The following is a 19851-nucleotide window of genomic DNA, read 5'->3' on the forward strand; positions in this document are numbered from 1 at the left end:
AATTTTTGATGGAAAATTCCCTGCTTTTTGTTTATGCAAGCGCCTGAAGGGCTGTGATTATCGCTAATTTATATACATCTTCAGCGTTGCAGCCGCGAGATAGATCGTTCACCGGAGCATTCAATCCTTGGAGAATCGGTCCGATCGCTTCAAAGTTTCCAAGTCTCTGTGCAATTTTATAGCCGATGTTTCCAGCTTCAAGGCTCGGGAATATAAATACATTGGCATCGCCTTTAATTACAGATCCCGGCGCTTTCTTTTCCGCAACAGACGGGACGAAAGCTGCATCAAATTGAAACTCTCCGTCCAATATTAAGTCCTGAGCCATTTCTTTTGCCAATTCAACTGCTTTTGCCACTTTTTCTGTTTCCGGGGATGTTGCTGAACCTTTTGTCGAGAAGCTGAGCATAGCAACGCGAGGGTCGATATCAAACATTTTTGCCGTTTTCGCGCTTTCAATAGCGATCTCTGCTAACTCCTGACTGGTTGGAGCGATGTTGATCGCGCAATCAGCAAATATATATTTTTCCTCACCACGAACCATGACGAATACGCCTGATGTTTTTTTCACGTTTTGTTTCGTTTTAATGATTTGAAGAGCCGGCCGCACTGTATCTGCGGTTGAATGTGCCGCACCGCTCACAAGCCCGTCCGCTTCCCCTTTATAAACAAGCATCGTGCCAAAATAATTTTCATCCAAAAGAAGCTTCCGTGCTTCTTCTTCTGTCACCTTTCCATTACGGCGTTCAACAAAGCTTTGAACAAGCTCTTCTATTCCACTGTAATTGGCAGGATTATATATTTTTGCACCTGCAACAGAAATATTTAAACTCTTTGCTTTTTCTTCAATTTCTGTTTCATCCCCAATTAAAATGGGCTGTAACAAATTTTCCTCTGTTAATCGGGAAACTGCTGTTAAAATTCGCTCATCCAATCCTTCAGGAAAAACAATTTTAATATTTTTTCCCGATATTTTATTTTTCAATGCTGCAAAAATGTCTGCCAAAACAAAGTCAGCCTCCTTAATCTTAAAACATTCTTTTAACATGAATTGTTCCATTCACTTTTAGCATACCCCACCTGCTCTTAAATTTAAAATGAAAAATTTCATCATAGCGCTTTCAACAGCACTTTTTTCTGTCACATAATTGTCATACTGTTTTACCCGGATATTCTCCCCTAAACTGTGGTATAGTAAACTTGTACATAGCCAATATGAGAGGTGACGAAAATGAGTGAAGAAGTTCGTTCAAATGAAGCCGTTGAAACGCTCGATGGTTGGTATTGTTTGCACGATTTCCGCTCGATCGATTGGAGCGCTTGGAAAACTTTATCTAGCGATGAACGCCAGGAAGCTATTCATGAATTTCTGAATTTGTTAGAAAAATGGAGTGCAGTGGAAAAAGACCAACAAGGCAGCCACGCTTTATATACGATCGTTGGACAAAAAGCAGATTTGATGATCATGATTCTCCGGCCAACGATGGAAGAATTGAATGAAATTGAAACGGAATTTAATAAAACAAAACTGGCTGAATATACAAGCCCTGCCTATTCATATGTTTCCGTTGTGGAATTGAGCAGCTACGTAGGCGGCGGAAATGATGAAGATCCGTATCAAAATCCATATATCCGATCTAGACTATATCCTATTTTGCCGAAATCAAAATATGTTTGCTTCTATCCGATGGATAAACGCCGTCAAGGCAATGACAATTGGTATATGCTGCCGATGGAAGAGCGCCGGAGCCTCATGAGAAGCCACGGACTTATCGGCCGCAAGTACGGAGATAAAGTAAAACAAATTATTACCGGTTCTGTCGGATTTGATGACTGGGAATGGGGCGTCACGCTCTTCTCTGATGATGTTTTGCAGTTTAAAAAGCTCGTATATGAAATGCGTTTTGATGAAGTAAGCGCCAGATACGGCGAATTTGGCTCCTTCTTTGTCGGAAACATTTTACATCCTGAAAAAATTGCAGCATTTTTACATGTATAAACCAGTACTGCTTTCAGTACTGGTTTTTTCTGCTGAAGACCTACCAATAGTAAGCAAGTAATCTAGCTGCATGCTTAATGTGCAAGAAAAAATGTCATACTATACAGGAAGTGTAATAAATCACGATTTATCTCTTTCTTCACATGCAAAAAATAAAAGTACGGGAGATTTGAAGAAAAATTTCAATGGAAAGAATGGGCGAGAGGGTGACTTTTCCCAACACCATGCACCATGCCAAGCGCCATGGATGAATACATATGCTGCCATCCATGCCCACTTCTCAAAATATGGGGCTGTCCAGAAAGTCAAAATCCACTGAAAATAAAACATCATAAGTATTGATATATCAGTGTTTCTAAAACATTAAAGGGGCGTCTATAAGCCGGAAAATCGACTTATTAGACAGCCCCTCATACTTTATAAGCTTCTTTTTTTCTTTTATACAGAACAAAGATGTCGGAATGGGAATTTTTCCGAATGTCATAAAAAAGACTTCGTCGTCATACATTGGAATGAAAGATTACTATTTAGGCAATGTCTTTTAAAAAAAGGCAGGTGAAAAAATGGCTGTAATTCCCACATACTGAAGAAGATGTAAAGCTATTGGCCAGATTGATGAGAGCTGAAGCAGAAGGAGACGGAGATTTAGGCATGCTTCTAGTAGGCAATGTCGGTGTCAACCGTGTCCTTGCAGATTGTTTAGACTTTAGGGATATACGCACCGTTCGCAGTATGGTGTTCCAAAGTCCTGGAGGCTTTGAAGCCACGCAGAAAGGATATTTTTATCAGGCTGCAAGGCAAAATGAAATAGACTTAGCAAGAAAAGTTTTGAGAGGAAACCGCTACAATCCTGCAGAAACCGCTTTGTGGTTTTTTAAGCCATATGGCGATTGCCCTGCTACATGGTATAACCAATATAACTCAGGTCGATATAAATCCCATTGTTTTTATTTTCCTGCACAATCTGCTTGCCCAAGCGTATACAGATTTTAGGAGGTTGAACATGAGCAACAAAAAACAGAGCCAACGGCAGCAGCAGCAAGGGTATCCAATACCGGCGGTTACTCCTGTACAGCCAACCTATCCGTACGGATTTTACGCACCCAGCGGGTCTGTTATCGGTGCCCCTCCCTCGGCTCAGCCAAGCGGGACCAGCGGTCAAGCTGTACCCGGAATGCTTCCGATTGAAGAATCCTTCGTCGAAAACATTTTGCGCTTAAATAAAGGGAAATTGGCCACCGTATACATGACCTTTGAAAACAACCCTGAATGGCCTGCGAAAGTATTTCGCGGCGTCATTGAAGCTGCCGGAAGAGATCATCTCATTTTAAGCGACCCGCAAACAGGAAGGCGATATTTATTGCTGATGGTTTATTTGAATTACGTCACTTTCGATGAGGAAATCGTATATACATCCCCTCAAAGTCTCGCTTCTTATCCACCAAGATAAGAAAACACTAGCAGAGAGGGACCGGAAGTAATGCTGCAAGACGCTTTATAATTTCTTGAACAGCGCCCTGCCCTTGTCTAGCTTCCTTGTCAAATAGACAGAAGTCTAAGCAGGACAGAAGTCTAAGCAGCCTTGCTTCTTTAATGAAGCAAGGTTATTCAGCTTTTCTATGAGCTTTTATTTTCATTTCGATCTTACTTATATACTGTAGATGAGCAATTTTCATAACAATAATTACCATACCAAAAGAGACAAACAGGGTACCCCTTATGCCACATGGAGCTGTTTTTTGACAACATCAATGGGAATATCTTGCTTCGCTGCATGGTAAATGAACTCGACGAGACTATGCCCTTTCTTCGTTCGGAGAAGATCAAGCCCAGTAGAGAAATCCCGGTTGGACTCGACCATACTGTACACATAAGCGAGTTGCACCAAGATCCAATACCGTTTCACCGCACGACGTTGACGAACGCGGTACCCATCGAGCTTCAGCTGGTCTTTCGCTTGTCGAAAAAAGCATTCGATCGACCAACGCTGGGCATAGTAGCGCAAGATCTCTTCATCGCTTAGCTCCCGGTCGGTGCTCAAGACGCAGTGAAGATGTTCGGGTGTCATCGGCTGATCGGCTTTCCAAGCCAACAACACAACGGCATCATCGAGACCTTTCAGCGATCCCTCGTAGCGATACACGCGATAACGCTCTTCTCCCACCGTGACGAGATGGGTGTCGTTCGGTTCGATATAGCGGGCAAACTGTTTGGCTTGGATGGCGATGCCTTTCGGATAGAGAATCCGGTTCGTTTTGAGCATCGCGATGACGTGAAATCCTTTTTTCAGACAGGCTTCCACGAGCGCTTGCGATGGATACCACGAATCCATCAGCACATAAACGGGACGGCGTACATCCAAAGAAGAAAGCATCTCGATCGCGAGTTCCCCCTTGCTTTTCCCAGCCGCCTTGTCGTAGAGGCGGAACGCAAAGGGAAAAGCTTGGGTCATCGTATGAACCATGAGCCAAACAAGAGAATGTCCCCAGATCGACTTTTTCTCTGTGTGAGAATAGTGCCAATCACACCCTTGAATGGCGTGCGTTGCCCGTGACGAAGGCTTGATTTTTTGGCAAATCGTATCATCGATCGAAACAAAAAGGGGTTGATTTTTCTGTTTGGCGATCCGTTCGACACGATGAAGCATCCATTGCTGGAGTTTGCGAAGCAGCGTCTCTTCATCCCAAGGGCTTTTCGTGAAAAAATGGCTGAGTGTCGTTCGATGATTGGGGTGAAAGCTCCAATGATGAAGATCGGTCAACGTTCCAGAAAAGCCTTTCGTGATCATCGCATCCACGATATGAACGAGATGCTTCATGACAGGTTTTGAAAAATAAAGTGCCAACCCCAACATCGTGAAAAACTTGTGGATTCCTTGATGATGTGCTAATCTATTCATGAGACATGAACCTCCTTGTGTGAATGGTTTGTTGGCACATCTATTCTAACCAAGGAATCGGGTTCATGTCTCCTTTTTTGTTTCGATGTAAATTTATGTTAGTGATTTTGCTCATCTACAGTTATATAAATAAAAGCACTTAAATTTCAAAAAAGGCCAATAAAGCTTTTTTTCCCTTCGACTTAAAACGTATAATCGAGATTCAGAAAAAATTTCCGATTACCTCCCCCATTTCATCTAGGGCATTTTCCGCATCCATAGCAATAAAAAAAACTGGGCGTGAAAATTCCACGCCCAGTTTCTTCTACCAGAATTTAAATCCCGGTGAACTTGGTGCATTTTCAATGATATCGATGACCGGTACTGTATAAGCGATTACAATTAGCACAACAGACAGGCCGATCCAAATTTTCCAATTTTCTAGAAGCAATGGCGTTTTTTCCGCATCTTCATGAACTTCACCAACTGGAAATTCTTCCGTTCCTTTTGGAGCAGCCACTGCCAAATTTATAACAATATAAAGAATCATCAAAATGGCAACGAATAAGATGGCTCCGCCAACCGCCATGATAGTTTGATAAGACATCCATTCCAACGCCTGCGGATGGTCTCCATATGTTGTATAAGCGGTCCGCCGAGGAGCTCCAAACAAACCAACTGTATGCATGGCTCCTGACATTAGGAACATACCGATGCACCAGAAAACGGTTTGAATGATCCCTAATTTATTTAATCGCGGTGTTAACGTTCTGCCTGTTAAATGAGGAACCAACCAATAGGAAATACCAAAAAACGTCAACGCTACAGTGGTGGCCACTGTTAAATGGAAATGTCCTGTTACCCATAAAGTGTTATGAACGACTTGGTTCATTTGGTTACTTGCATTAATGATTCCGCCTGCTCCGCCAGGAATAAAAACGAGCATTCCCATAAACGGTGCAAAAAAGCGAACATCTGTCCACGGAAGTTTTTTCACCCAGCCAAACAGTCCGCTGGCCCCTTTTTCTCTTCCGCTTATTTCAAATGTTGCAAACAAAGCGAAAGCTGTCATTAAAGATGGAACAATGACCATAAACGTCAACACAATTTGCAAAAACTTCCAAAACGGAGTGATCCCAGACTCTAGTATTTGATGATGGAAGCCGACTGGGATGGAAAAAAGAACAAACAGTACAAACGCCAGTCTTGCAAGCGAATCGCTGAAAATTTTCCCGCCTATTATTTTTGGAATGATGACGTACCAGCACATATAGGCAGGCAATAACCAGAAATACACTAATGGATGGCCAAAATACCAAAAAAGTGTTCTGCTTAACAGCACATTGATTTTATCGACTAACCCGAAGGACCAAGGAATAAACTGGAATAATACCGTTACTGCTACGCCCAATGTTGCTATGATCCATAAAATCATTGTGGCAACTGCCATAAAGCTTAATAGAGGAGACGGCTTTCCTTCATTTTTCTTTTTCCAGACAGCGTATTGGCTAAACATGCCAGCTCCGCTTACCCAGCTGCCGACTACAACAAGCGTCAGACCGATATAAAACCATGGTGATGCTTTAAGTGGTGCATAAAAAGTGTATAGAACGGTCGCTTTATTTAATAAGATCATAACCGTTGTAATCGCTGTTCCAATCGTCATAAGCCAAAAGCCGATCCAACCCGCCTTTTTGGCAAACGGAGTTAAATCACCTGTCGTCCGACTCATGGAAGCATATAAAAAACCAATGATAAAAAATGTTGTAAAAACAAGTGCCAACAAAACGCCATGAGCAGTCAAAAGCTGATAATACCCGATCCCTGCCGGAAGCTCAAGCGTTCCGCTTCTAACAAAAGCCTGCAATAACCCGGCAATCGCTCCTAAAAACAATGCAATATAACCAACTGCAATATGGGCGAGCGCCAGCTTTCCATCGTTTGGGTGAAGCGCTGTATTTTTCATGCTTTTGTCACCTCAATTTTCGTGCTCATCATTTGGTGCCCAGTACCGCAATATTCGTTGCAAATTATTAAATAGCTGCCGGGTTTATGGAATGTATGTGTAAGCGAATTCACATGTCCCGGGGTCACCATCATGTTGACATTTGTGCCAACGATTTCAAGGCCATGAACAACATCTTTGCTTGTCACGATAATATGAACTTTTGCTCCCTCCGGTATTTTTATGTCATTCGGCATAAAGGCAAAAGCTTGAGAAACTATAACAAGTTCGTATTCGTTGTCTCCAATTTTCTTTAAGCCTGGTTGATTAAACGGCTCTGTGGTGTCTACTTTTTGCGGATCCAATGTGGTCAGATCACTCGGCGGATGATGACCTTGTGCAAATGCACTGATGCCCACGATTGTTAAAAACATCACAAGCGTACCTATACCTATTAATAGCCAAACCTTTTCAAGTTTGTGCAAATGCAAGATGATCCCCCTCCTTTATAATCGTTGAATAAATAAGTAGTAAACTCCAAACCAAGAAAGTATTAAAAAAAGAGCCAGCATAAGAACAGATAAAAAAGTGCCAAATAACGAATATTCTTTCTTTTGAGCAATTTCCTGCTCTTTTTTATCGGAGATGAATTCTTTTGCCACCCATAACACCACCTTTTCTTCTTTTAAAAAAATTGTAGTTTAGCTTACGTTAGTCAATCTGTGAAAAAAATCACATTTTCCATAGTACTTTTTGACAGTATGTTGAACAAAAAAACATTGCATTCACACTGAATCTTCTATCATTAGGAAGCTAGGAGCCAAAATGAACGGGACACATTTTTGGATAAAGCTCTGGCTATGACCTTTGAATCGGTTAAGAAGGTCACCCTTTCATTTCTTTGCACAAAAAAACGCCTGTCCCGATATAGTAGACAGACGTTTATATTTACATATATTTAACTGCAGCAACAGCAAGAAGAACCCATGCAATTAAAAATGAAATGCCTCCAAGCGGCGTAATTGCACCTAACACTTTGATCTGCGTCACACTTAATATATACAGGCTTCCGGAAAACAGGAGAATACCGATGAGCATCAGCCACCCGGCCCAATTTGCATAGCCTGCCTGCGGATGCTGCTGCAAAAACAGAGCCGTGACAAAAAGGCCTATCGAATGGAACATTTGATATTGTACACCTGTTTGCCATGTCTCCAAATATTTTTGCGGAATTTTCCCTTCCAAACCATGGGCGCCGAATGCTCCTAAAGCTACAGACAAAAAAGCACCGACGGCTCCAAGAATGAAAAATATTTTCATCATCTTCACCCCTTTTTCCCTTCATCTTACCTTATCGTCCGTTTTTTTTAAATGAAGATTTTACAGATGACAAGATTTTGTTAGAAATCAAAAATAGATTCTCCATTTGCATCGTCTTCGACCAACAAACGTTCTTTCATTGTCAGCGTTTTGCTGTTTGCATTTCCGATCATTTTTTCCAGCTCTAATGGAGTTATTTCACTTTCGCTTTTTGGCTCTTGAATAGCTGAAAAATCATAATTTTCCTCTTGTTGATCCAAAATAACATCACATAAAGAACGGATGACAAGAAGCCGGGCTTTTAGATCATGAGGTGTTCCTGCTGCCTTTGCCTTTTTCAGTTCCTCCTCCATTTTTCCTATTATGCTTGAGACCGGTATATTCAACTCCTATCGCTCCTTATTGAAAGATAATGATCTTGCTTTTTTATCATATTTGATTTTTTCCTTATTGACAAACTTGTCTGCTTCATTCACTTTTCATAACAAACTTGTTACAATAAGTAAGGAATTTTTGAGCACAAGGAGGGCCTGCAGATGGACAATCAATATTTGCAAACAATAAACGGCGATTTATGGTTAACAGAAGATGAAAGAGAAAATTTAAAAATCAGCTATAGAATCAAAGAAGTGCTTTTTTCAAAGCAATCCCCTTTTCAACATGTTATGGTATTGGATTCATATGATTTTGGCCGCATGCTAGTGCTAGATGGAGTTGTGCAAACCACTTCTATTGATGGGCATATATATAATGAAATGATTTCCCATATCCCGCTCAATCTCCACCCAAATCCGGAAAAAGTGCTGATCATCGGCGGCGGAGACTGCGGTGTTGCCAGAGAAGTATGCAAATATGATTCAGTGAAGGAAATCGATATGGTGGAAATTGACGAGCTTGTCGTTTCCGCATGCAAGGAGCATCTGCCTGAAGTGTCAGGAAACTTAAGCGACCCGCGCGTAAATTTCTTATTTATTGACGGCGTGAAATATGTAGAAAACAAACAAAATGAATACGATGTGATCATTGTTGACTCTTCTGACCCGATTGGACCGGCAGAACAGCTGTTTTCAAAAGATTTTTATACCAACCTATATAAAGCGTTAAAAGACGATGGCCTCATGGTATGCCAAAGTCAATCGCCTGTTTTCCACTTGGATGTTTTAAAACGGTCTTATAGCCATATTCAATCTTTATTCCCGATTACAAAACTATACACAGCTGTTGTTCCTACATATCCGGGAGGACTATGGAGCTTTACAATCGGATCGAAAAAATATGAAGATGTAAAGTCGGACAATTTTTCGAAAGATACAAAATATGTAAATCAAGCTATTCTCGAAGGGTGCTTTAAGCTTCCTGAGTTTTTGCAGCAAGCATTGAAATAATGGAGCTGGCCCAAAAGTCATTGAAAGTTGGCTTTTTGGGCCTCTATTTGTTTTGACAAAAAAACATACTTTCTAGTAAAAATGCAAGCGTCAAACGAACAATAAAGAAAGAACTGTGTGCTGCAAAATAAAGTACATAATATTGCAATCAGACAAAGACGAGAATTTGCTTAAAGAAACGCAAAAAGTGAGAGGCGATGGTAAAGCACCTCTCACTTAGATAAAATCTCTTTTGCAACTGGGAATTCGCCTATGCTGGTATTCGCCAGCTACTTTCAAAAATACAAAAGCCAATGAAGAAAAACGAGCTGTTTTCTCCACTTACTTCATTTAGCGACTTTATCAGAAAGTCTAAAATATGATATGTTGCTTATTTTTCAAACAGTTTACAAATAAATGGGATGCCAATCATCAAATGGTATTTTGATAACTTGATGAAACTATTTGTGAAATATACTCACCTACTAAAACAACTAATCCCGCAAAAACTGCGGAAAAAACGGCTTGTTTCATAATAATCATTTCTCCCCCAATTGGGGAAAGACTATAGAATATTTACTATAATTATACTTTCTATACTGGGACGCCAGTTACATATTCAGATAAAATAGCCCCTACGATAGCTCCTGCAACTGCTCCACCAATTCCACCTTTAATTATTGCTCGGAAAACAGTTTTAGTTAACCAGAATTCGACTCGGACGAGTGTGCTCTTTTATTATTTTGTTGAAAGAATCTTTTTGCATACTGGAAAAAGGTTATCTTCATCTTTTGCAAATTTTTTTAATAGGTTTTCAGTAACTTCAATTGGAAAACTTTGTTTGTCTTCATCAGTGAGAGAAAGTGTTTCAATGACATACTGATGAAACTCCTGAAGATTTGGAAATTCACCAGTTTTTCTATACATTCTTTCTGTTTTACTGACTAATAAGGTTAATTTATGATACTTAGTTGCATCAATATTTAATTTTAAAAGAACATAGTCTATATCATTTTTATCAATATGTTTGTTTGTTTCAACAAGTTCAACCAATAGTTTCATTACTTTACCCAGTTTTTGTGTTAATTGATATGTTTCTTTATCAAGTCTGTTAATTTGTTCAATTTCTTCTTCAATATGTTTAATTCTATCCTCTAATTCTTTCATTCATACTTCCCCTCCCTACCTATGTGTCTTACACTGGAGCCAAAAATTCAATAGCTTCTCTAATTACGGAGGCTACAATTCTAGCTGTGGTTTTTCCTAGAGGTTTTTTTAATGCTTGATAAACAGCATCTTCTATCTTACCATAGGTTAAATTTTCCACACTTTCTAATTTTCTTAAAGCAGGTTTAACGTAAGTATGCATTAAATTTCCTACTTTAACAGCTGCGTCTTTCCCTAAAGTTTTACCTACAAAATTAGTTATGGTAGTAGTGTTATTAATCGCCCATTTTAAAGCTTTTTTAACTGCATAGCTAGGAACAGAGTTTGTTTGAACGCCGCCAGGTCTAACTGGGTCAGTTACTGTAATAGAACCTGGTCTATCTAATTGATAATTTTTAGCAAAACTATTATAGTCGAGAACTAACTCTTTTTTCTCATTATTTAAAGCATCATAATCATTTTCAGTTGGTAATACAGTAGTTGGTTCATTTGTCGCAGCACTTGTTTTATTACCTTCAAATCCTACGAATGTTGTTAATAGTATTGCTGAAGAACTTAAGATTAAGATACCTTTTTTTAACATATTTTTCCTCCTTGTAATAAATAAAATTGTTAGGAATGATCGTACTTTGTCAAATCCTCTACTCCGCAAAGAACAAAGCGATGCTTTTGTAGTCTTGAGATATTGGTCATTTGCTTCGAACCTCCTTTCTATTTGAAAGACGTTTTACAAGTCTATATTGTTTCAATATTTCCTAAAAAATCCTTTTATGAGCAAATATGACAGATTCCAATGCAATGACGAGGGTGCACAAATCTATTCTTGAAGAAAAACCGAGGCAGAAAGTGCGCCCCGTCATATCAAAGGCAATCGGTCGTTCCGCAGATTTTCTTTTCGAGGGCTTTCGAAAGTCCAAACGGAGTTGGAATTGTGGCCATGGAACACAATCTATTGAAAGCGTCCGGAAAGTCATTCACTTTCAACAGAATCTCCAAAAAAATAAAAAGACGGATGAAGAAAAACTTTATGATGTTTCTTCATCCGTTTTATTTTTGGATAGTCTCTTTTTCACGTTTCCACTTATCACGCAAACGGCAGGCAGCAATTAAATGTCATTATCGCTGATGCACCAGTCAATTTCTTCTGATCCGATGGACTTTAAAAATTGATTTGCTTTAGAAAAAGGCCTGCTGCCAAAAAAGCCTCTGTTTGCCGAAAATGGCGATGGATGCGGCGACTCAATGACAAAATGCTTATTCATGTTAATCATTTCTTTTTTCGCCTGTGCATGCCTTCCCCATAAAATAAAGACGACTGGACGCTCTCGCTCGTTTAAACAGCTAATCACTCGATCGGTAAATTGTTCCCATCCTTTTCCTTTATGAGAATTGGCTAGTCCCTGCCTTACCGTCAGCACAGTGTTCAATAATAGAACACCTTGCTTCGCCCATTTGACAAGATGACCGTGGTTTGGAGGCTTGCAGCCGAGATCGTTCTCAAGCTCGATGAAAATATTTTTCAGAGACGGCGGCTGAGCAATCCCCGGCTTTACGGAAAAGCTTAATCCATGTGCTTGATTTGGTCCATGATACGGATCTTGGCCTAAAATGACAACCTTTACTTCTTCATAAGGCGTGTAATGCAAAGCATTAAAAATGTCGTACATATCCGGATAAATCGTATGATGGGCATATTCCTGCTTCAAAAATTCCCGCAGCTCTTTGTAGTATGGCTTTTCAAACTCTTCTTTCAACAGTCCCCACCAATCATTTTTTAAAATCTGCTTCAACGTTTGCCACCCTCTTAGCTTCTACTGATCTATCACTATTTTTAATGTTATGATGATTCGGCTTTTTTTGTCAAAGGGTGACAGCTGTCGCTAATATTTTGCAAAATGTTCCACATGAAACATTAAGGCTTTCGACAGAAGCAAGAGGGCAAAAATCGCAGTAAAGACTGAAATATCAACTTTTTTGCCGTTCCCATTATAAAGTGAGAAGCTTGGTGCCCTAAATGTACGAAAAACATTTGATGCATTTTTATCACGTTTAAACAAGCCGTAATGCTCCAAGATAACGCAAATGTTCTGACGATTCTATTGATTTTCGTCTGTTAGAAACTCGCAGGTAAACGGAATATCCATTCATTTTTAACAATTACCGAATAGCCAAATGAGACAAAGCTCGTCATTGAAAAAATGCTGAAACAGACGGACAAGGCCTACGACATCAAAGGTGCTGCCCCCCTCGATGCTTTAATGTGGCAGACGCCCATAAGGAAGGCATTTTAGGCGAGGGTCATGATCCTGAGGCACACCTCATCCCAATCATTTGCTAGAAGAGGTTTCGAGCTTGATGTCGATACACAAGACGGAAATAATTTTTTTGCTTACTCCTTTATTCAAGTTCACAAAAAAATTATTTATGTTTCTTTTTGATTACAAATTTTTTCGTAATTGCAGCTTTTTTTGAATAGTTCTTTGCATAAGCACATAATTTTATAAAGAGAATGGACAGAAAGGACAGGTTTAAAAACATATGAGCATAAAGAAAATCTATATAGGTATCGCATTTATTTCTTGTTTCTTTTTTATTCTTTCATCACCAGTTGCAGCTGAACAAAAGATTGATGGTCAGCTGATCATAATAAACAAGAGCGTAAATAAACTGGCATTTTTTGAAGACGGAATTCTTCAAAGAGTATTTCATGTCGCAACAGGAAAATATGCTCAGCTAACTCCAGAAGGCATTTTCCCCATTGTCACAAAAATTAAAAACCGCCCTTATTTTAAAGAAAAGATTCCAGGAGGAGACCCGAGAAATCCATTGGGTGATCGCTGGCTTGGTCTTGATGCTTTAGGATATTATGGAAATAATTTTGCCATTCACGGCAATAATAATCCAAGATCGATTGGAACGTATGCAAGCAGCGGATGTGTCCGCATGCATAACGCCGAAATTCGCTGGCTCTTTGAAAAAGTTGAGCTGCATACGCCAGTCATTATTCTAAAATCCAATAAAAGCTTTGACGTTATTGCAAAAGAGCACGGATATTATACTGAACAAGGGGTTCCTGTCACTATTCGGAATGGAAGAGTGCTGTTTGAAAGGGAACAGTTAACGAAATCACCCGAAAATATGTATTCACCGCAGGGAGCTTTTGCTAAACAATAAACCATGGGGCGGAGACGGAGCAAGCAGCTGAATTACTCCGTTCCACTCAAAAGGTTTGCTGAATTAGACGAAATCGGGAAAGTATTGAGCATTTAGTCTCTCCGTTTCATGCGAAGCCAGTTGCAACATCGGGGTGATCACGCTTCTTCTTGATGTTTCATAAAATCAACAGTTGCGATGATGCCTTGTTCGTAAGGAGTTTTTGGCAGCGGCCCGATTCTTTTTTCAAATTTTTCACCCGATAATACGACAGGCTCTTCGACTAAGTACATCATTTCAACCATTTCCTTCATCATCGGGCTGAATAACCCTAAAAAATAAATCATCGATTTCGTGACAACACTTACTTTCTTTTCATATTGAAGCTTTTCCCTCAAGATTTGAATAATTTCCCGTCCGGAAATAACTCCCGCCCCCGGTATATTCCAGTGCTCATGATAGGTATCGTCCCTTAATGCAAGTTCAACTAAAGCTTTGGCACCGTCCGGCAAAAAAATATATTCCCTCGGTATATTTAAATCCCCGATAAATTGAGATCGTTTATTTTGGACAACTTTTTTTAACGTATGATGCAACAATGTTTTTTTCCCACATGGACCGTAAAAATCGGGGAAGTGAGCGATCAAGTAGTCTACTCCGCTTTTTTCCACCATTTCAGCAAGCCGCAATCGTATTTTTCCTTTTTTAGTATGAGGATTTTTCGGATCAGTCTCGGACATTGTTTTTCCATTTGACCGTCCATATGCATAAATATTATCAACGACAACAAGCTTAGCTTTTTCTTTTTTTGCTGCCGCCAGCACATTTTCCATGATGATCAGTAGATCTCTCTCCCACTGCGGATACGGTATGTTAATGGCATGGAAAATCCATTCCGCACCTTCGCATGCTTGCAAGATGCTGGATCGATGGAGGGCATCTCCAGCGACAATGCTGACGCGATCGTTCAAACGGTGAAACATTTTTTTCATTTTTTCTGTATTGCGGGCTACGGCGACAACCTCAATATTCTCTCTATTCAGCAATTCATGAACTAAATTGTAGCCCATTCCGCCTGATGCACCTAAAATAACCGCTTTTTTCATCCTTTTTACCTCCGATCTTAAAATTAACCATTGGTCAATAATATGCAAAAAAGTAAATAAGCTTAAGTGCTTATTACTTTTTTTAACTTAAAAATCCTTTGATTAAAAAAGCAACATATTGCTCAGCAAGTCCTTCCATATCTTTATACTCAGCATCGGTCTGTACATATTTCGTTACAAAACCGCTTACTGCAAGAAACAAACACCAAATGACTGTTGGGTTTGCTTTATCGGGAGCAAACTGAAAAATAGCCTGCGCAAAACGTTCATATGACTTATTCGGCTCTTGCTCCATCAGCATATCAAGCTCGAGATTTTGTGTTAAAAACATCAGCTTATAATGACTTTTATATGTCAGCCCGAATTCAATAAACTTTAACAAGATCGTTTTTACAGCTTCTTCTTTAGAAGAATACGAGGCTTGCAGCACTTTTTCTAGCAGCCCGTCTAAAAATTGAAAATCCGTCTGCACAATTTTATAAAAAAGCTCTGCTTTATTTTGAAAATGATAATAAAGTGCTCCATGTGTGCAGTGCAATTCTTTGGCGATTTCCCGCATGGAAACATGTTCATATCCTTTTATGACAAAAAGCTCTCTAGCAGCATTCATAATTGCTTCTTTCGTTAATTCAGTGTCTTTTTTTCTAGGAGCCAATTGTTCCATTCCTTTCTTAACAACAACAAGCGTGCCTCTATTTTGGCGTGTTGGCATTTAGCTGCATTCTTATTTATTAACCGATGGTTAATTATATTTTAATCCTTTTTTTGTTTTTAAGCAAATGTTTTTCTCTTCTTATGGTACAAACTGCTATAATGTTGTTATAAAATCTTTACAGCTGGATGGAGGTAACAAAATGACAATGAAAAAAGCATTGACGATCGCAGGTTCTGATTCCAGCGGTGGAGCAGGTTTACAAGCGGACTTAAAAACGTTCCAAGAATACGGAGTTTATGGAATGACTGCGGTCACTACAATTGTAGCAATGGATCCTCATAACGGATGGCAGCATCAAGTATTCCCTATTGAAATCGATACCATAAAGGCCCAGCTCGCAACGATTATAGAGGGAGTCGGTGTAGATGCCATGAAAACCGGAATGCTCCCGACAGCAGAAATTGTCGAGCTGGCAGCAGATACAATTAAAAAATATAATTTAAAAAACACGGTCATCGACCCTGTCATGGTATGCAAAGGGGCAGATGAAGTGCTTTATCCCGACCATGCGGAAGCGATTCGCAATTCTCTGACAAAAGTCGCGACGGTTATTACTCCAAATCTCTTTGAAGCAGGGCAATTGAGCGGGTTAGGTCCTATTCAAACGGTCGATCAAATGAAAGAAGCAGCTGCCATTATTCATGATCTTGGTGCAAAATATGTTTTGGTGAAAGGCGGCGGAAAGCTTGAACATAAATATGCTGTTGATGTTTTATATGACGGAAAGGATTTTGAAATCCTAGAAGGCGAACGAATCGACACAACCTATACACATGGTGCTGGGTGCACATATTCAAGCGCGATTACAGCTGAACTAGCAAATGGCAAAACGGTTAAAGAAGCCGTTTATTCCGCCAAAAAGTTTATTACAGCAGCCATCCGCCATTCCTTTCCTTTAAATCAATATGTCGGCCCAACTTGTCATGCCGCATTAAGATTATACGAATAAATAATAGAGCCGAATCGATTAGCTCACGACCATTGTGGCTGTTCGTTCGGCTCTTTTCATGTTAATAATCCATATTTTTAACTTTTTGCTTTACTTCCTCAATATTTCTCATTTTATTTTCCCAGCACAATTCGCTCAGATCAACAGGGTATTCGGCAGGATTTAAAATGCGTTTATATTCATCCCATAACAGCTCCAAATTTTCTTTTACATATGACCGGATTTCTTCCAATGAAGGACATTCATACGTAAGCTCGCCATCAACAAAAATATCGTGATGCAAATCCTTTGCCGTAAAATCGGTTACATATTTTTTGATAAATGTATGGACAGGATGGAACATTTTCAGCCGCTTTTCTTTTTGCGGCTGTTCAAAATGTAATGTAATATAATCTCCTTCAGCCCTCTTATCCTTGTTGTTGATAATTCGATATACATTTTTCAAGCCTGGTGTTGTCACTTTTTCCGGATTTGATGAAATTTTTATTGTATCGACTAATTTGCCGTCGTCCCCTTCAATGGCAACCAATTTGTACACAGCTCCCAATGCAGGCTGGTCGTAGGCGGTAATTAGCTTCGTTCCAATCCCCCACACATCGATTTTCGCTCCTTCAGCTTTTAAATTGACAATCGTATGTTCATCAAGATCGCTCGAAGCTATAATTTTTGCGTTATGGAAACCAGCATCATCAAGCATTTTTCTCGCTTTTTTGGACAGATAAGCCAAATCCCCGCTGTCAAGGCGAATACCGATAAAATTAATTTTATCGCCAAATTCTTTTGCGACCCGAATGGCATTCGGAACACCGGAGCGAAGCGTATCATATGTATCCACCAAAAAAACGCAGTCTTTATGAGTACTTGCATATTTACAAAATGCAACATATTCATCACGATACGTTTGAACAAATGCATGTGCGTGGGTTCCGGAAACAGGAATTCCGAAAATCTTCCCTGCTCGGACATTGCTTGTCCCATCGAAGCCGGCAATATAAGCTGCACGGGTTCCCCAAATAGCTGCATCCATCTCATGGGCTCTTCTTGTTCCAAATTCAAGCGCTGATTCATTTCCAATAATTTGTTTAATTCTTGAAGCCTTTGTTGCGATAAGCGTTTGATAGTTCACAATATTTAAAAGAGCTGTTTCAATAAGCTGCGCTTCCCCTAGAGGGGCTTCCACACGCAAAATTGGTTCATTTCCAAATACAAGCTCTCCTTCTTTCATGGACCGAATCGTGCCGGTAAAACGAAGGTTCTCCAAGTAACGGATAAAATCTTCTTTGTAATTCAGCTCTTCCCTTAAATAAGCAAGGTCCTCTTCTGTGAAGCGGAAATTTTGTATATAATCAATAATTCGTTCCAGGCCGGCAAAAACAGCGTAACCGCTCCCAAAAGGAAGTCTTCTAAAAAACAACTCAAAAACTGCCTTTTTTTGGTGGATGTCATCCCTCCAATACGATTCGACCATGTTGATTTGGTATAAATCGGTATGGAGCGTCAAACTATCATCATTATACATTTTCATCATCATGAAACCCCCATAATATTTAATCGCTGTCTGTTCCATACGGAATGTTGAAATGTCCAAGAGGCCCATTTGTGTCTAGCGGCGATGATAGATGGATGAAGCCTGTTCAGCAAAAATTTGAAACCTTTCAGAGCGGGCATCCCCTTCAAGCTTCCTTGCAATCTATCAGATCTATCTAACGGGCTTAATCGTTGAAACAAATCTCAAGGACGAATCTCCATTATATTATGAAAGCACTAACCGTATTGTACTCCTTTCTATACCGTCATTCAATATTTGCCAAAATTAGTGTCCATTTTAAAAGCCGAAATTACCTAATCCTGCTTCTTTTACTATAAGAGGGTTATTTTGGCAAATTTGTCAAATAATCGGGATAATCCGTAATAATTCCATCGACATTCATGGCCATCAAATGTTGAATATCGTGTATATCTCTAGCTGTATAAGGCATAATTTTCATGCCGCTCTGATGAATCATATAAACTAATTTAGGGGTTACAAGCGCTTTATTCGGATTGATATATGTCGCAAATGCTGCATATTGTTGTAAATGCTCCTCCGTAATAGCGCCATGTCTATATCCGATGAGCACTCCAAGAGAAATCGACGGCAAGACACTGTGGAATTCCTGTAAAAAAGCGGTATCAAAGGATTGAACGACCACATTCAGTTGCTGATCCCCTTTTTCGATCAGTTCTTTTGCCAACCTCTCTACAATGCCGAACTGCTTTTTCGGTTCTTTAACTTCTATTAAAAAATTGATCTTCCCCCTGTATTTCTTAAGGACATCGCATAAAAGGGGTATTTTTTCTCCGGAAAATTTTCGATGAAACCAGGCTCCAGCATCAAATTGTTTTAGTTCTTCATATGTGAAATTTTTAACTAAACCTGACCCGTTTGTTGTACGATCAATCGTTTCATCATGAATAACGGCGAGCAACCCGTCTTTCGTCATCCGTACATCCAATTCTAAATAATCCGCCTTCATGTCAATAGCGAGATCAAAGGCTGCAAATGTGTTTTCCGGAGCATATCCAGATGCTCCCCGGTGTGCGACGGCAATTGTTTTGTTAGGCTCTTTTTGAAAATGAAATATTTTATAAAAAAAGCGGTGAACATAATAACGAACATAATCAAGCATGCATAACCATCCCCGTTTTTTTAGATTTATACTAAATAATAATCACTTACATTAATTTATAACATTTTTTTTACAATTTTATTTTTCTTTTGCAGGATATTTCGTTTTGGAATAGAATAGTATTTAGAATATAAAAAAATTTTTAATTAACGCATCTTACAACACACCATTGTTTTCAGCCTGCACCTCATGATGAGAAGTTTTGGCCAAATCTCCTCTTCATAACACCCATTTCGCTTTTGTCCCGGATTATGCCCTATGCAAAAAATCTTAAGTTCAAGGAGAGTGATGGAATGATTAGAAAAGACGTGATGACAAAAACATGGGGAAATAAAGAAATTGTGACAAGTCCGTTTTATGGTGTCATAAAAAAAATTATGACCGAAGCAAAAAACCGGATTTATGAATGGGAACCGTTGTTTACCATTCAAACGGATGAGGGTACTCTTGTCCAAATCAGCGTCGGTATTGGTGGAATCATTGACAAGCTGTTCGTCAAAGAGGGAGATCGGGTTATTCCTGGAGCAGTCTTAGCATATATTGATGAAGATTTAATAGTCACTGGCAGCGATTAAGAATTAGGACC

General features: G+C 39.5%; 21 protein-coding genes. 7 read left to right on the top strand and 14 right to left on the bottom strand.

Going from position 1 to position 19851, the window contains the following annotated elements:
• Window positions 1-31 precede the first annotated feature (31 nt).
• The gene (gene pta / locus RI196_RS17745) at window positions 32-1006 is read right to left on the bottom strand and encodes a phosphate acetyltransferase (protein WP_311066666.1); all 975 of its coding nucleotides are present in this window, start codon (window positions 1004-1006) and stop codon (window positions 32-34) included.
• Between the two features lie 225 nt (window positions 1007-1231).
• Between pta and hemQ the strand changes: the two genes are divergently transcribed.
• The 3 genes from hemQ (at window position 1232) to gerQ (ending at window position 3449) form a co-directional block, all read left to right on the top strand.
• Window positions 1232-1999, top strand: a complete 768-nt coding sequence (gene hemQ / locus RI196_RS17750; protein WP_063389059.1) for a hydrogen peroxide-dependent heme synthase — start codon at window positions 1232-1234, stop codon at window positions 1997-1999.
• Between the two features lie 615 nt (window positions 2000-2614).
• A complete protein-coding gene (locus RI196_RS17755) occupies window positions 2615-2992 on the top strand; it encodes a cell wall hydrolase (protein WP_066251518.1) in 378 nt (125 codons plus the stop codon).
• A 10-nt stretch (window positions 2993-3002) separates the two neighbouring features.
• On the top strand, window positions 3003-3449 hold the full coding sequence (gene gerQ / locus RI196_RS17760) for a spore coat protein GerQ (protein ID WP_311066667.1): 447 nt from the start codon (window positions 3003-3005) through the stop codon (window positions 3447-3449).
• A 267-nt stretch (window positions 3450-3716) separates the two neighbouring features.
• Here gerQ and RI196_RS17765 read toward each other — a convergent pair whose 3' ends face one another.
• The 6 genes from RI196_RS17765 to RI196_RS17790 form a co-directional block, all read right to left on the bottom strand.
• Complete coding sequence (locus RI196_RS17765; RefSeq protein ID WP_311066339.1) at window positions 3717-4898, bottom strand: IS701 family transposase; 1182 nt, start codon at window positions 4896-4898, stop codon at window positions 3717-3719.
• 304 nt (window positions 4899-5202) lie between these two features.
• On the bottom strand, window positions 5203-6843 hold the full coding sequence (locus RI196_RS17770) for a b(o/a)3-type cytochrome-c oxidase subunit 1 (protein ID WP_094244736.1): 1641 nt from the start codon (window positions 6841-6843) through the stop codon (window positions 5203-5205).
• Window positions 6840-7313 (bottom strand): cytochrome c oxidase subunit II, encoded by a 474-nt coding sequence (locus RI196_RS17775; RefSeq protein WP_094244737.1) that lies wholly within the window; start codon window positions 7311-7313, stop codon window positions 6840-6842. The genes RI196_RS17770 and RI196_RS17775 overlap by 4 nt, the downstream gene beginning before the upstream one ends.
• 15 nt (window positions 7314-7328) lie before the next feature.
• Window positions 7329-7484, bottom strand: a complete 156-nt coding sequence (locus RI196_RS17780) for a cytochrome c oxidase subunit 2A (RefSeq protein ID WP_117016867.1) — start codon at window positions 7482-7484, stop codon at window positions 7329-7331.
• A 286-nt stretch (window positions 7485-7770) separates the two neighbouring features.
• Window positions 7771-8142: a DUF423 domain-containing protein gene (locus RI196_RS17785; protein WP_063389063.1), complete on the bottom strand. Its 372-nt coding sequence runs from the start codon at window positions 8140-8142 to the stop codon at window positions 7771-7773.
• Window positions 8143-8222: 80 nt separating this feature from the next.
• The gene (locus RI196_RS17790) at window positions 8223-8528 is read right to left on the bottom strand and encodes a YwdI family protein (protein WP_063389064.1); all 306 of its coding nucleotides are present in this window, start codon (window positions 8526-8528) and stop codon (window positions 8223-8225) included.
• Between the two features lie 150 nt (window positions 8529-8678).
• Between RI196_RS17790 and speE the strand changes: the two genes are divergently transcribed.
• Window positions 8679-9527: a polyamine aminopropyltransferase gene (speE, locus tag RI196_RS17795; RefSeq protein ID WP_063389065.1), complete on the top strand. Its 849-nt coding sequence runs from the start codon at window positions 8679-8681 to the stop codon at window positions 9525-9527.
• Window positions 9528-10244: 717 nt separating this feature from the next.
• Here speE and RI196_RS17800 read toward each other — a convergent pair.
• The 3 genes from RI196_RS17800 to RI196_RS17810 form a co-directional block, all read right to left on the bottom strand.
• On the bottom strand, window positions 10245-10673 hold the full coding sequence (locus RI196_RS17800; protein WP_063389066.1) for a hypothetical protein: 429 nt from the start codon (window positions 10671-10673) through the stop codon (window positions 10245-10247).
• Window positions 10674-10701: 28 nt separating this feature from the next.
• Window positions 10702-11256, bottom strand: coding sequence for a YqxI family protein (locus RI196_RS17805; RefSeq protein ID WP_311066668.1), 555 nt, complete (start codon window positions 11254-11256; stop codon window positions 10702-10704).
• A gap of 523 nt (window positions 11257-11779) precedes the next feature.
• A complete protein-coding gene (locus RI196_RS17810) occupies window positions 11780-12463 on the bottom strand; it encodes a uracil-DNA glycosylase (RefSeq protein WP_063389069.1) in 684 nt (227 codons plus the stop codon).
• Window positions 12464-13211: 748 nt separating this feature from the next.
• Between RI196_RS17810 and RI196_RS17815 the strand changes: the two genes are divergently transcribed.
• Window positions 13212-13847: a L,D-transpeptidase gene (locus RI196_RS17815; protein WP_063389070.1), complete on the top strand. Its 636-nt coding sequence runs from the start codon at window positions 13212-13214 to the stop codon at window positions 13845-13847.
• A 137-nt stretch (window positions 13848-13984) separates the two neighbouring features.
• On the opposite strand, the gene RI196_RS17820 is transcribed toward RI196_RS17815, so the two are convergent.
• Complete coding sequence (locus RI196_RS17820) at window positions 13985-14932, bottom strand: SDR family NAD(P)-dependent oxidoreductase (protein ID WP_311066669.1); 948 nt, start codon at window positions 14930-14932, stop codon at window positions 13985-13987.
• Between the two features lie 82 nt (window positions 14933-15014).
• Window positions 15015-15644 (bottom strand): TetR/AcrR family transcriptional regulator, encoded by a 630-nt coding sequence (locus RI196_RS17825; protein ID WP_311066670.1) that lies wholly within the window; start codon window positions 15642-15644, stop codon window positions 15015-15017.
• Window positions 15645-15786: 142 nt separating this feature from the next.
• On the opposite strand from RI196_RS17825, the gene RI196_RS17830 reads away from it, so the two are divergent.
• Window positions 15787-16596, top strand: coding sequence for a bifunctional hydroxymethylpyrimidine kinase/phosphomethylpyrimidine kinase (locus RI196_RS17830; RefSeq protein WP_311066671.1), 810 nt, complete (start codon window positions 15787-15789; stop codon window positions 16594-16596).
• Window positions 16597-16657: 61 nt separating this feature from the next.
• On the opposite strand, the gene RI196_RS17835 is transcribed toward RI196_RS17830, so the two are convergent.
• Window positions 16658-18124, bottom strand: coding sequence for a nicotinate phosphoribosyltransferase (locus RI196_RS17835; protein ID WP_144597608.1), 1467 nt, complete (start codon window positions 18122-18124; stop codon window positions 16658-16660).
• A gap of 343 nt (window positions 18125-18467) precedes the next feature.
• Entirely contained in the window at window positions 18468-19265 is a 798-nt protein-coding gene (locus RI196_RS17840) for a glycerophosphodiester phosphodiesterase (RefSeq protein ID WP_242009305.1), read from the bottom strand.
• Window positions 19266-19558: 293 nt separating this feature from the next.
• Between RI196_RS17840 and RI196_RS17845 the strand changes: the two genes are divergently transcribed.
• Complete coding sequence (locus RI196_RS17845) at window positions 19559-19840, top strand: biotin/lipoyl attachment domain-containing protein (protein WP_235600486.1); 282 nt, start codon at window positions 19559-19561, stop codon at window positions 19838-19840.
• The last annotated feature ends 11 nt before the right edge of the window (window positions 19841-19851 follow it).

Origin of the sequence: Aeribacillus composti (genome assembly GCF_031760945.1) — a bacterium.
In the GTDB taxonomy this organism is placed as follows: Bacteria; Bacillota; Bacilli; order Bacillales; family Aeribacillaceae; genus Aeribacillus; species Aeribacillus composti.